The organism is Rickettsia sp. Oklahoma-10, from assembly GCF_039954865.1.
In the GTDB taxonomy this organism is placed as follows: domain Bacteria; phylum Pseudomonadota; class Alphaproteobacteria; order Rickettsiales; family Rickettsiaceae; genus Rickettsia; species Rickettsia oklahomensis.
The window spans coordinates 35,411-49,133 of record NZ_CP157197.1 but is presented as its reverse complement, the minus strand read 5'-3'; the positions used below and the strand labels follow the sequence as shown (position 1 = coordinate 49,133).

Here is a 13,723-nt window from a genome sequence, read left to right as displayed (position 1 = left end):
GGTATTAAATGTTATCGTTAAGTAAAAATTGGAATGCTTTAATAAAGCCGAATAAAGTCGCTTATGAAAATTTTGCGGAAAACAATAATAAAGCTAAAGTTGTAGTCGAACCTTTAGAAAGAGGTTTTGGTTTAACTTTAGGTAATGCTATGAGAAGGGTGTTACTTTCTTCTTTACAAGGGGCGGCCATCACTTCTATAAAAATTCCTGCTATAGAACATGAATTTTCTTCTATACCTGGTGTAAAAGAAGATGTATCGGAGATGATCTTAAATATTAAAGGTATTGAAGTAAAGATGCATGTTGCGGAAAAACGTATCATGAAGTTAAAAGCAACAGGACCTTGTGTTGTAACGGCCGGTATGATTGAAACAGGGCATGATGTAGAAATACTGAATCCGAGTCATGTAATTTGTAATCTTGCTAAAAATAAGCAGCTTGAAATGGAATTAACTTGTAAGGTTGGTAAAGGATACGTACTTAGCACAAATAGTTATGAGGATAATTTACCTATTGGTGAAATAGCTGTAGATGCTTTATTTAATCCAGTAAAGAGTGTTACTTATAAGGTAGAAAATACTAGAGTAGGTCAGGTTACCGACTATGATAAGTTAATTATGTTTGTAGAAACTAACGGTGATTTGTTACCTGAAATGGCTGTAGGGTTAGCTGCACGTATCTTACAAGAACAATTACAATTCTTTATTTCTTTTGAAGAACAGGAAGAAGATAAGCAGGTTAAAACTGATGTTTTACCGTTTTCACCGTATTTACTTAAAAGAGTTGATGAATTAGAATTATCGGTTAGATCAGCAAATTGTTTGAAAAATGATAATATAATATATATAGGTGATCTAGTAAAGAGAACAGAATCTGATATGCTGAGAACTCCAAATTTTGGTAGAAAATCTTTAAATGAGATTAAAGAAATATTAGCAAAATTTAATTTAAGGTTTGGTATGGATATACCGGATTGGCCACCAGAAAATATTCAGGAATTATCTAAACGTTATGAAGATTCTGATAATTAAGGACTAATAAAAATGCGACATAAAATTAAAGGTAGAAAGTTAAATGTAACAAGTAGTCATAGGCAAGCAATGCTTGCTAATATGGCTGTAGCACTTGTAATCCATGAACAAATTAAAACTACTCTACCAAAAGCTAAGGAATTAAGACCTTACATTGAAACTCTAATCACTAAAGCTAAAAAAGCTGACTTAGCGGTTAGAAGAAGCGTTTTATCAAAAATAAAAGATAAAAAAGCAGTAGAAAAGCTTATAAGTATTTTAGGTACTAGATATAAAGATAGACCTGGTGGTTATACTAGAATAATAAAAGCCGGGTTTCGTTATGGTGATTTAGCACCGATAGCATATATTGAATTTGTAGATAGAGATGTTAATGCTAAAGGAAATATACAGCAGGATGTTAATGAAAATATTAAAAATTAAATATAAAGGACTCGGTAATGGCTAATCATTCTTCAGCAAAAAAAGCTGCTAGACAAACAGTAAAAAGAACGCTAATCAATAAAAAAAGATCTAGTGCAATAAAAACTTTTATCAAAAAAGTTGTACATGAAATCAGTCTTGGTAATAAAGAAAATGCTAACTTAGCGTTAGCTGTTGCTCAATCTAAGGTGATGCAAGGTGTAAAAAAAAATATAATTAAATTAAATACTGCCTCAAGAAAAATCAGTAGATTATCAAGACAAATAAAAAGTATGGGTGAAAGTAAATAACACTCTATAGATAATTTAAAAGCAAAAACTAATAAAATTTTACTAAAGTCTTTATACATCTTCTGGTTATTATTATAATAATGTTGTTTTACTAATTAATAAAAAATATGGGCGATTAGCTCAGCTGGTAGAGTATCTCGTTTACACCGAGAATGTCGGGAGTTCGAATCTCTCATCGCCCACCAATGAAAAGGTTTTAGCATTATTTTTTTTAATAAGTAAATATTATAGGGTATACAATTAAAAATATAATTGTTCTAGCTTTTAATAGTGTACTAGAATAACTTTTTTTGTTAATACAATTCATGTAGTCATTAAAATTAGTTAAGCAGGAGTATCTGGAAAGCAAAGCTTATTAAGTAATACTGCCATATGAACATATAGCAAAAATTACTCTACAAAAGTACCTATAGATAATAGACCTATGGCACATTTTTATTATCTATTTAAACTTTTTTGTTCTTTTTTATATCCCAGCACAATTTTTTCTAAATATTGGTAAAAGTTAAAGTCAAGGAAAGAGTTACAATATTATATGACTATTTAACACTTCTTTAACTAATGAAGTGGTGATTTTTCTTTTGGAAGTTAAAGCAAATTGATTTATATTCTCTAATATTTCTATGATTTTAGCATGTTCCCTAGGTAAATTTACTAAAAGAAAATTTATTGTTTGCCTGGATATTATTACTGAAGAAATAGAAAAATGTTTAAATATTAGCACTTTGATTAATTCATCATCAGGGGAGTTTAATAATATACTAAGCACTGATTTAATACGTGAAGATAAATCAGGTAAAGCAAAATTTCTGTTTTTATCAAATGAGGTAAGTAAAAGATATTTTTGTTTTTCGTTAATAATATTAAATATATGAAGTAATGCCAGTTCTTGCCAGTTTTCAATATCTTCAATAATAAAAGCATTGTATCTTTCTAAAATTTCTTCATTAAAAAAGATATCTTTAATAATATAGGCATTGCTTAAATTTTGCCATATTTTGGTTAAATAAGTTTTGCCTGAAGAAGAAGGACCTTTAATTAATAAAGTAAATTTATAAGGATTAACGCCAAAGCTGTGTTGCCAATTTTGTATAATATTATAAGCTTGATTGTTAGAACTAGAAACAATAAATTCATCAGGATGATATTTATTAGGAGTATTAAATCGAAATATATATTGCTGCATTATTAATCCTTAGCAGCGTTGTTGGTTGAGGGTGTTATTCTCACGAAAGCAGGAATCCAGAAAAATAACTTTAATACCACCAGTAGCATTACATATTAATTGACAAAATAAACCTAACAACACAAGGTTTTTATAGGTTTTACTGGATGCCCACTTTAGTGGGAATGATATTGATCGCTTTTTAAAAATCATACAACAATACTATACTTATCCCTCTCATAGGTAGAACTTACTAAATTTATACAATTTTATTAGATTCAAGAGTAAAATTTTAGTAATACCGGCAATTGGTATGGCAAAAAATATTCCAATCATTCCAAATAGACTACCGCAAGCAAAAATTGAGAATATAATCCAAAGCGGATGCAAACCTATTTTATCACCGATAATTTTAGGTGTTAAAATATAAGATTCACAAATATTCCCGACTAAATAAATTATCATTATATATAATAATTTTATATTCATGCCAAAAGTGAAATAACCGATAATTAGGGTTAAGAGAAATAATATAAAAGTACCAATAAAAGGAATAATAACTAAAAACCCTGTTAAAATACCAAGTAAAAGAGCAAGATCAATACCTAGTATGGTGAATGCAATACTATAATAAGTAGATAATAATAAGCAAATATTTAACTGTCCTCTTATATAGGCAGATAACAAATTATTAATTGCCGATAATATTTCAAGGATTTTTTTTCTGCTTTTGATAGGTAATAATGATTTCATATTTTCAATAATATTAGTCCAATCACGTAGGAAATAAAATAATATTATAGGTATAAGTAAAAATAAAACAAATATGTTAAGAGTGATAATAGTATAATGCCAAAAGTTATGAGCAATACTACCAAGTATAGTAAATATACTATTTATAAAATTGCTTAAAGAATTTTTGATTTTATAGGCAATATCCGGTTCTATCGAATAAATTTTTATCATTATATGCGGCAATACTTCGCCTTGAAAATAATTTTTATATTTCGGAATATTTTTTATAAAAGTAAAAATTTGTCCATAAATTATCGGTACTAAAATAGTTATGCTTAAGAAAAATATGCTCAAAAATATTAGATAAATTATGTTCGATGCAAATTTGTTTGATATTTTAAATTTTGATGCAATAAAATCGATAGCAGGTTGTAGTAAGTAAGATATTATAAATGCAATAAAAAATGGTTTTACTGCATCTGAGATTAACATCAAGCCGCTTATAAAAAGTCCTGAAAAAACTAGCCAAAATATAGCAGTTTTATTCATATTATTCTTCTTGCTTAGGTTTTTTAGTAACTTGCACGGTAGCAGGGCGAAGCAGTCTATCTTTAATTTTATATCCTGATTGCATTAAAGTAATAACGCTATTCGGTTCATACTCCGTATTATCTACTTGTGAAATTGCGTTATGTAGATTATAGTCAAACATTGATCCTATTTCCGGCTTTATTTCTTCAATATGATGTTTATGAAAGATTTTATCCAGCTCATCTTTAGTCATCTGAACGCCTTCAATAATATTTGTAACTTCAACATCAAGATTTGTCGGTTTATGTGCTAATGCTCTTGAAAGATTATCACTAACATTTAGTAGCTCTTTAGCAAATGTAGTAATCGCATAATCTTTTGCTTCGTCACGTGCTTTCTCTAAACGCTTTCTTGTATTGTCTATTTCAGCAGTAGTTCTTATTAGTTTATCTTTTAGCTCTTCAATTTGTGCTTTTAACTCTGTTATTTCCTCATTATTGTTAGCACTTAGTTCTTCTTCTTTATTTTCTATATTATTATCCGTCATATTATCTACTTTTTATTTTTAGATTAATAAGATATAATAAAAAATCTAAAATTTTCAATATATATTATAGTATTATGAGACAGTCAGGAAGAAAAAGTAACCAATTACGTCCTATTTTATTAGAATTATCACCGCTTGTTAATGCAGAAGCTTCATGTCTTATTAAAATAGGTAATACGCATGTCATGTGTAGTGCTACTTGCGAAACTACTGTGCCGCCGTTTTTACGTGGGCAGAATCAAGGTTGGGTTACTGCTGAGTACGGTATGCTTCCAAGCTCTGCATCACAGCGTATAAAAAGAGAAGCGGCACTCGGAAAACAAGGTGGAAGAACGCAAGAGATACAGCGTTTGATAGGTAGGGCGATGCGATGTGTAATTGACCTAAAAGCACTTGGTGAAAGACAAATTATTATAGATTGTGACGTTATTAATGCTGATGGCGGTACTAGAACGGCAGCAATAACAGGGAGCTACATAGCATTGCACCTAGCTATTAGATTATTGATGAAAAAGAGAATTTTGAAAGTAAACCCGTTAATAAACCAAGTTGCAGCTATTTCTTGTGGTATATATAAAGGTGAGGCGATACTAGATTTGGATTATTTAGAAGATAGTGATGCTGACGTGGATAGTAATTTTGTGTTTGCAGGTAATGGTAATTTAATAGAAGTACAAGGCACGGCAGAGAAAAATCCTTTTTCCGAAGAGCAATTTTTAGCAATGTTAAACCTTGCTAAAGGTGGTGTCACAGAATTGTTTAAACTACAAAATCAGGTACTGCGTGGGTCTTAATATATGGCTCTAAAGAAGTCCTAGATGCCATACCGTGGCTTGACCCTATATTATACGAATGACATTAATCAACCTAAGTAAGCTTTCCATAAGCGTGAAATTAAGAAATCTCGTATATTATTTCAGTTAAAAATTTTTTGAGCTCATTACTCAATTTATAATTATTTTTTTATATACAAGCCTGTGTAGTGAAAGAGGTATTTTATATATGAAGATGTTTATCGTAATAAAATCATTGTTATAAGCGATCAAGAAATATTATAATGTTTTTTGTTGTGTGTATAGCACAATATTGATGTATTGGCTGTTTTTATTCCATGTTACTAATAAGTGATTTTTTGCACAATTTTTTGAAATCTTTAACAATAAGAGCATTGCCTTCAGTATGGTTACATGGCTCTTTTAATATCATTTTATTAGTGAAAGCATTGTTGTATAGATTAAAAAATACGTTTGGTGTCATTTCTGAATAGGTTGAAATCTAGTAAAACCTATAAAAATTTGTTTTTAGGTTTATTTTGTCAATTAATTTGTAATGTTTATACCGATATTAAAGTTATTTTTTTGGTTCCTGCCTACTTAGGGAATGACATAGAGAGGAGTACAGGAATAATTATTAGATGTAATTTCTCCTATAGTCTTCAAAACATTATAATCATTGCATGGATGATGGAGTGAGTAGTATCTATGATTATAAGCAGAAACCAAAAATTGCTCAAAATGAGGAAAAACTGTGTCGATTTATACGATTTTAGTCCCGTTATATAAAGAATTAAGTACGCTAAGATAAATAATAAAAAATATTTCATTAATTAATTATCTAAAAGATAAGTTAGATGTAATTATCGAAGATGATGATCACTTAATAAGAGCTTTATATAATTTACTCTTACTCTCATATGGTATTTGTTCTAAAAAGTGTACCTAGAACTAAACCGCAAGTACTTAATGATGCTCTAAAATATTTAGTGACTTACGATGCTGAAGATAAACCTGAAGCTGATTAATTGCTTAAGGTTTTAGCAATATTTATAAATTTGTCGTCCGAATGTGCTTTTAAGCTATGCTTAATTTTTATAATAACAATGAAAATCCAAAATGTTTAACATAAAATATTAGTTTGTAGTTTGAATATATTTTGAAAGAATTATAAAATTTCCTACACTCTTGATAAAACAGATATATTACATAAGCTTGACTGGTGGATGTTTATAACGTAACGGAAGATGCTGAGTTTAGTATAAGAACCTACTCCCGGAATTATAAAGTAGATATTCTTGATTCCTATACTAAAGAATGCTTTGAAAAGTAGTAAAATTTTAAGCTATAGTAGCTTTGATCTTATGTGCTAGTTATTTTATATTACATACTGTAGCTTCATATAAAACAGTATTTGAAATAATTTTTTGTCCTTTCAAATGGAGTAAAACTCAACATAGAATTAGTTGAGAGGATTTTAATAAAGAATAGCCCTTTTTCCTAACTTTCTTCAAATTCTTCTTGATAAGATAGATTATATAAAAGGTATAATAAAAAATTTTTGCTCTTTCCCCTTGAACTGACAAAAATAAAATATATATACTATATACATTTAAAGATTTAATAATTGGAGGTTAAAATGTCTTTTAAACCATTACATGATAGAATTGCGATCAAGCCTATCGAACAGGAAGAAAAAACTAAAGGTGGCATTATTATTCCTGATACTGCTAAAGAAAAACCTATGCAAGGTGTTGTCACAGCTGTAGGCGCAGGTACTCGTAATGAAAAAGGTGAAATTTATCCTTTAGAGTTAAAAGTGGGTGACAAAGTTTTATACGGTAAGTGGGCAGGTACCGAAATTGAAATTAAAGGTGAAAAACTGATCGTTATGAAAGAAAACGACGTTCTTGGTATAATTAATTAATTTGTTTATTTGTAAAAGGAGAAATTAAATATGGCAATAAAACTTATTAAACACGGTTCAGAAGGACGTGCAGAAATGCTAAAAGGTGTTGATATACTTGCAAATGCAGTAAAGGTTACTTTAGGTCCAAAAGGAAGAAACGTACTTATCGAGCAATCATTTGGTGCACCGAAAATTACTAAAGATGGTGTTACGGTTGCAAAATCGATTGAGTTAAAAGATAAAATTCGAAATGCAGGAGCTCAGTTATTAAAATCAGCCGCCACTAAAGCTGCGGAAGTAGCAGGTGACGGTACTACTACGGCTACAGTACTTGCTAGAGCTTTAGCTCGTGAGGGTAATAAGCTAGTAGCTGCTGGTTATAATCCTATGGACTTAAAGCGTGGTATGGATTTAGCGGTAGACGCAGTAGTAGAAGAAATTAAAAAATCTAGTAAAAAGATTAATAGTCAAGAGGAAATTGCACAGGTCGGTACTATATCTTCAAATGGCGATAAGGAAATCGGCGAGAAAATTGCTAAGGCAATGGAGGAAGTTGGTAAAGAAGGTGTGATAACCGTTGAAGAAGCAAAGAATTTTAGCTTTGATGTTGAGGTAGTTAAAGGTATGATGTTTGATAGAGGTTATCTATCACCGTATTTTGTAACAAATTCTGAGAAGATGGTTGCTGAGCTTGAAAACCCTTTCATCTTATTATTTGAGAAAAAATTATCAAATTTACAACCGATGTTACCTATACTTGAATCTGTAGTGCAATCGCAGCGTCCACTATTAATTATTGCTGAGGATGTTGAAGGCGAAGCACTTGCAACGCTTGTAGTCAATAGATTACGTGGTGGTTTAAAAGTTGCAGCAGTAAAAGCTCCTGGTTTTGGTGATAGAAGAAAAGCAATGATGGAAGATATCGCTATCTTAACTAAAGGTGAGCTTATTACTGAAGATTTAGGTATGAAGCTTGAAAATGTTAACATTAAGAGTCTAGGGACTGCAAAAAGAGTAACTATTTCAAAAGAAAATACCGTAATTGTTGATGGTAGCGGTGATAAGAAAAATATTGAAGATAGAGTGTTACAAATTAAATCTCAAATAGCTGAAACTACTTCTGATTATGATAAAGAAAAACTACAAGAGCGTTTAGCTAAACTTTCTGGTGGTGTGGCCGTATTAAAGGTTGGTGGTGCTACGGAAGTTGAAGTGAAAGAGCGTAAAGACCGTGTTGAAGATGCGCTTGCTGCTACAAGAGCTGCAGTTGAGGAAGGTGTTGTTGCCGGCGGCGGTGTAACATTACTTCATGCATCACAAACTTTAACAAAGCTTAAAGTAGAGAATAAGGATCAACAAGCAGGTATTGAAATAGTAATAGAAGCTTTAAAGGATCCGCTAAAACAGATTGTTGAAAATGCCGGTGAAAATGGTGGTGTAGTAGTGGGTAAATTACTAGAACACAATGATAAAAATTTCGGCTTTAATGCTCAAGATATGCAATATGTCGATATGATCCAAGCAGGAATTATTGATCCTGCTAAAGTAGTACGTACTGCTCTACAAGATGCGGCTTCCGTTGCTTCATTAATTATTACTACAGAAACTTTGATTGTTGATGAACCTTCTAATAAGGAAGAACCAATGCCAATGCGTGGTGGTGGTATGGGAGGCATGGGCGGTATGGACTTTTAAGTCTATATCTCTATAAGATGAGTTATGCGATAAGTTTAAGTCTTGTTGTATGGATTCATCCTCTTGAATATGTGTATTGAAAAATGTACTCTATGTCATATCGTGGTCAAGTCCGCGGTATGACACTGCAAGCTGATTTATACAACAAGCGTAAAAGTTGTACAAATGGCTTTGAAAACACTTCTTTCCTTGATTTGAAATAAATTCTTTAATAACACTCTCTCATGATAGGTTTTTTGTAATTATTTCAATAAATGATTGCAAATGTTTTTTACTATTGCACTGTTAACAAAATAGCTTTTATAGAAAAATTACTATTCTTATTTTAAAAAATCTTATAATTTATACAGATTAAGCAAGACTAAAATAATAAAATAAGATAATTTAAATTTTATGTTTAGAACTTAAAAAATTATAGTTCTAAAAAAGTCTAAAATAATAATGTGCATTTAGGATAAAAGATAAAATAATAGGATAGTGTGGTGGAGCCTTGCCATAATTTTTCTAAAAATAGCACATCAATTAGCAGTGTTAACAGAACTTAATACATTTATTGCTTTAATTAGTGTGTAGTTATTGTAAAGTATAACTATTAACTGAATTAGTATAAATTAAGGAGGTAGTTTTGCTCCAAAGGGTTATTAAAAATTTACATCATAATTTATCTAAACGTGATATTATTGCTCAAATAACAGGTAGGATTAAACATCCAATATCAATTTTATATAAATTATATCGTAAGGGTATAAAGTTAGAAGAATTAACAGATATTTTTGCGATAAGAATAGTGGTAATAGATGAAGCAAAATGTTATAAAGCTTTAAAAGTAGTTCATAATCTTTATGAGTATGAAAAGGATAAATTCAAAAATTATATTCTTAATCCTAAACCAAATGGCTATCAGTCTTTGCATACTATTATTATAACTGAGGATAATTATAAAATAGAGGTACAAATACGTGATTATAAGATGCATTGTAATGCAGAGAGTGGTGAAGCTGCACACTGGAAATATAAAAATAGTTTTTAGCTAATATACATAAAAGCTGAATTTTGATTTTGTATTATTTTAAAGTTTTAAAAAGACATTGCATAAGATGACTTTTTGAAATATCTCTTTTTGTTCTGAAGGGAAATGTTGCTTGATAAAATAGTGAAAACATTTAATAGTTGTTGGTTCTATGATGCGTATTTAAATAAGCTGCTATAAATAAAAGCAACAAGTGTTCTGTAGTCTATGTACTTTTTCTCAAGCCTTTTCGAGAGATTTAGCACATTTATAGTTTATAAATTATGTAGATGATTAAATACTTTAATAAGTGTGATATCACATTTTTGTTCTTGAATTAATAAATTTAACATTTTACCTGAGCTAATTTTACAGCTCAATTTCTTGTTAAACATTCTATGCTATTGACAATATTCTTATTAAACATTTTACTGATATCAGCATATGTAAGTAATTGTATCTCCTCTCGTATCATGATATGATTTATAAAGTTTAGGAGCTTCAAGAGGTATAAAATCTACAAGCATGATTGTAACTTTCTATAGGGTGAAAATAATACCCCTGATTAACGCATTTGAGAGGCGTGATATTTAAAGACTTTTTGCAATTTTTGTTGTAGTTGGTCTACTATGGTATTCAAATATTTAATTCGATCAATTAATTTTGTACTAATGATTACAAATCTCAAATTTTTTCTGCCAAATATCAATATTTTCCATAAACCTACTAATTTTTTAAATTAAATGTATATATGTTTAATTTAAAAAATTGGCTAAAATGAAGAATGATTTTGTATTTATTTTCAAAAATTTTTCAATTTTATTTATAACTTTTTGTAAAATATCAAAAGTTTAACAAGCATTAATTGTAAAGATTTTATTCAATCTATTTTTATATTAAATATAATTTCGATATTGGTAATGGTTTATGGAGATCTGGTGTTAATAGAGGACGTTGGCAGAATAATGAGATGGAAGGAGAAACAATCCTTTCCTGGTGATATTGATTTTCCTGATGATACCTGTAATTGTACCGGTCATTAAATAGTAACACCTTCTTAGTGGTGGAAAAGCAGATGCGGGGGATTGCATTTATTATATCAATGCAGCAATGAAACAATTTTGATCTGACAAAATGCAATCACTGATCATATTACTGATTTTTTGCAAAGACTAGCTTTTGACAGGCTTAAGACATTTTATCAAAATATAAGTCAAGATAAACCATTTTAGAACCATACATTACCTGCTTCTACAGATCAATAAGAAGCAGGATTGCATGTTCTACTATTTGATACCCGCATGGCATTTCATCAATCATGAGTTCTTGAATATGAAGCAAGTTTAGGTAGTGCAGTCCTCTGGACATGGACACCATCATCGCGATGCTTAATTAAGATTTAAGTCAACTTAATAGCAAATCGCATGAGTAAGCGATTCAAGGCTTTTTGTTGTGTGGATACTAAGTCGTTATTGTAAGCAGCCATTTGCAGCAATCCATAAAAAAATGAAAATGCTTAAGATGAGTATTTTGTAACTGGATTACTTCGTCACAACTTACAGTTTCTTCTCACAATGACGATGAAGAACAGTACACGAAATTACCAAATTATTATCTACTTAAAGCTTGTAGTCCTTCCTTTAAGCCATCTTTTATCAATGAAATTTTCGCTTGTTTACCTTCTGCAGTGATTAGCTCTACATAATTGTTATTTGATAAAATCATATCTAGGTCATTTTGCGTAATAGTAGCTAGAGCCTGACAACCATTTACCGTACAATTTACATATTTTCCAGCTGCTATTCGTTTATCACCACTCTTAATAACTGTACCTGCCGGAATTTGAACATTTGGTGGGACTATTTCGATTATCTTGAGTTCCTGTTTTTCTTGTTCTTGATTAAAGTATCCTATATGATAAATGGCTAATATTTCCTTTTCTTTATCTTTCTCTAGATTATTAATTTGTTGTGATAAAAAGCAAAGTTGTTTTTTCTCAGTATTAAGAGTACAGTTTAAAGTCCAAGCTCCATACTTTTTTGGTGTCGTTGATGCATAGATGTTTTCTATTCTAGATAAAACAAAAGTGCCGGTTATTATAAATAACCCACTAAAAACAAAAGTAATTTTCTTTACATAATCTTTCATATAATTTTTAATCTCTTTAAAATATTTTCTTTTCCTAAAATTTCTGCAATCTCAAATACGCTAGGTGAAGCTGTCATGCCAGTTATTAAGGCTCTAACCGGTTTCATAAGCTCATTTAGTTTTAAGCCATTATGAGTTGCTATTTCTTTAAATTTATTCTGTACGGATTCCTTATCAAACTGCTCAAGCTTGTTTAAATGTTCTATAATTTGCTTAATTAAATCTTTATCACAATTTTCTATAATTTCTTTTGCATCTTGTTTGTAGATGATAGGTGTATCTACTAGATAAATTTTTGCAAGTCGTGCTAGATCTAGCAACGTTTCACTTCTTAATAACAAACTCTGTATGGCTTGATTTATATAAATTACCTCCTGCTTGCTAACATTATAATTTTGTCTCAATCTCTCTACAGTCTTTGAAGTTAAACTATCATTATCAAGTAGTCGTAAATAATGGACGTTAAGGTTATTCATTTTAGCAAAATCAAGCTTAGCTGGTGATTTACCGATGGAATCAAGATTAAACCATTTTATAGCCTGATCCATTGAAATAATTTCATCATTGCTGTGGCTCCAACCAAGACGCAATAAATAATTACACAAACTTTCCGGTAAATATCCCATATCTTTATAAGCTCCAATACCTAAGGCCCCATGCCTTTTTGATAATTTTGTCCCATCTGCTCCATGAATTAGTGGTATATGAGTCATGCTTGGCACTGCATAGCCGCAAGCCTGATAAATAGCGATTTGTCTTGCTGCATTGGTTAAATGATCATCACCTCTAATAATATGAGTTATACCCATATCATGATCGTCTACTACAACGGCTAGCATGTAAGTAGCAGTGCCATCACTACGCAGTAACACCATATCGTCAATATGAGAATTGTCTATTACAACATCGCCTTGCACAGTATCACGAATTACTATATTACCTTCTCTTGCGGTTTTTAGACGTATTACCGGCTTAATATCAGTAGGGTGGGCAGTTGGATCTTTATCACGCCACTCGCTATTAAAAATAAAATGCTGTTTATTTTCTAAAGCTTTTTGTCGCTGTTTTTCTATTTCTTCCTGGCTAGTAAAACAATAATATGCTTTACCTGCTTGCAGTAATTTTATTGCAGTTGCTTTGTAAAGATCATTACGTTTTGACTGAAATATAACTTCACCGTCCCAATCAAGTCCTAGCCATTTTAGACCTGAGAATATAGCTTCTACAGCTTCGTTTGTTGATCTTAATTTATCAGTGTCTTCAATGCGAAGCAAAAACTTACCGTTATGATGTCTTGCAAATAAATAGTTAAACAAAGCGGTTCTTGCCGAACCTATATGTAAAAACCCTGTCGGTGATGGAGCAAACCTAGTAATTACGTTAGTCATTTATTATATCCTCCTTGTCATTCCACGACTTGATCACGGGATCCAGTCTTTTTAAATTTTTTTCTGGATATCGTGGTTA

12 protein-coding genes and 1 tRNA gene are annotated in these 13,723 nt (G+C 30.4%); 8 read left to right on the top strand and 5 right to left on the bottom strand.

Features of this window, described 5'->3' with window-relative positions; all coding sequences use genetic code 11:
- Nucleotides 1-8 precede the first annotated feature (8 nt).
- The 4 genes from AAGW17_RS00210 to AAGW17_RS00195 all read left to right on the top strand — a co-directional run bounded on the left by AAGW17_RS00210 (nucleotide 9) and on the right by AAGW17_RS00195 (nucleotide 1,929).
- Entirely contained in the window at nucleotides 9-1,031 is a 1,023-nt protein-coding gene (locus tag AAGW17_RS00210; protein ID WP_347938961.1) for a DNA-directed RNA polymerase subunit alpha, read from the top strand.
- A gap of 12 nt (nucleotides 1,032-1,043) precedes the next feature.
- Nucleotides 1,044-1,454, top strand: a complete 411-nt coding sequence (gene rplQ / locus AAGW17_RS00205; RefSeq protein ID WP_347938959.1) for a 50S ribosomal protein L17 — start codon at nucleotides 1,044-1,046, stop codon at nucleotides 1,452-1,454.
- A 17-nt stretch (nucleotides 1,455-1,471) separates the two neighbouring features.
- Nucleotides 1,472-1,744 carry a 30S ribosomal protein S20 gene (gene rpsT, locus AAGW17_RS00200; RefSeq protein ID WP_347938958.1) on the top strand — a complete coding sequence of 91 codons (273 nt, stop codon included), beginning with the start codon at nucleotides 1,472-1,474 and terminating at the stop codon, nucleotides 1,742-1,744.
- Between the two features lie 109 nt (nucleotides 1,745-1,853).
- Nucleotides 1,854-1,929, top strand: a tRNA-Val gene (locus AAGW17_RS00195).
- 338 nt (nucleotides 1,930-2,267) lie between these two features.
- On the opposite strand, the gene AAGW17_RS00190 is transcribed toward AAGW17_RS00195, so the two are convergent.
- The 3 genes from AAGW17_RS00190 to grpE all read right to left on the bottom strand — a co-directional run bounded on the left by AAGW17_RS00190 (nucleotide 2,268) and on the right by grpE (nucleotide 4,722).
- The gene (locus tag AAGW17_RS00190) at nucleotides 2,268-2,930 is read right to left on the bottom strand and encodes an HdaA/DnaA family protein (protein ID WP_347938956.1); all 663 of its coding nucleotides are present in this window, start codon (nucleotides 2,928-2,930) and stop codon (nucleotides 2,268-2,270) included.
- Nucleotides 2,931-3,146: 216 nt separating this feature from the next.
- On the bottom strand, nucleotides 3,147-4,193 hold the full coding sequence (locus AAGW17_RS00185; RefSeq protein WP_347938955.1) for an AI-2E family transporter: 1,047 nt from the start codon (nucleotides 4,191-4,193) through the stop codon (nucleotides 3,147-3,149).
- 1 nt (nucleotide 4,194) lies between these two features.
- Complete coding sequence (gene grpE, locus AAGW17_RS00180) at nucleotides 4,195-4,722, bottom strand: nucleotide exchange factor GrpE (RefSeq protein ID WP_347938954.1); 528 nt, start codon at nucleotides 4,720-4,722, stop codon at nucleotides 4,195-4,197.
- Nucleotides 4,723-4,796: 74 nt separating this feature from the next.
- Between grpE and rph the strand changes: the two genes are divergently transcribed.
- The 4 genes from rph to AAGW17_RS00160 all read left to right on the top strand — a co-directional run bounded on the left by rph (nucleotide 4,797) and on the right by AAGW17_RS00160 (nucleotide 10,129).
- Complete coding sequence (gene rph / locus AAGW17_RS00175) at nucleotides 4,797-5,516, top strand: ribonuclease PH (protein ID WP_347938953.1); 720 nt, start codon at nucleotides 4,797-4,799, stop codon at nucleotides 5,514-5,516.
- Between the two features lie 1,618 nt (nucleotides 5,517-7,134).
- Nucleotides 7,135-7,422 (top strand): co-chaperone GroES, encoded by a 288-nt coding sequence (locus AAGW17_RS00170; RefSeq protein ID WP_347938952.1) that lies wholly within the window; start codon nucleotides 7,135-7,137, stop codon nucleotides 7,420-7,422.
- Between the two features lie 30 nt (nucleotides 7,423-7,452).
- A complete protein-coding gene (gene groL, locus AAGW17_RS00165; RefSeq protein WP_347938951.1) occupies nucleotides 7,453-9,099 on the top strand; it encodes a chaperonin GroEL in 1,647 nt (548 codons plus the stop codon).
- A gap of 625 nt (nucleotides 9,100-9,724) precedes the next feature.
- Nucleotides 9,725-10,129, top strand: coding sequence for a bifunctional (p)ppGpp synthetase/guanosine-3',5'-bis(diphosphate) 3'-pyrophosphohydrolase (locus tag AAGW17_RS00160; RefSeq protein ID WP_347938950.1), 405 nt, complete (start codon nucleotides 9,725-9,727; stop codon nucleotides 10,127-10,129).
- Between the two features lie 1,590 nt (nucleotides 10,130-11,719).
- Here AAGW17_RS00160 and AAGW17_RS00155 read toward each other — a convergent pair.
- Both AAGW17_RS00155 and gltX read right to left on the bottom strand, forming a co-directional pair.
- Complete coding sequence (locus AAGW17_RS00155) at nucleotides 11,720-12,256, bottom strand: invasion associated locus B family protein (protein ID WP_347938949.1); 537 nt, start codon at nucleotides 12,254-12,256, stop codon at nucleotides 11,720-11,722.
- Complete coding sequence (gene gltX, locus AAGW17_RS00150; RefSeq protein WP_347938948.1) at nucleotides 12,253-13,644, bottom strand: glutamate--tRNA ligase; 1,392 nt, start codon at nucleotides 13,642-13,644, stop codon at nucleotides 12,253-12,255. The genes AAGW17_RS00155 and gltX overlap by 4 nt, the downstream gene beginning before the upstream one ends.
- Between the last annotated feature and the right edge of the window lie 79 nt (nucleotides 13,645-13,723).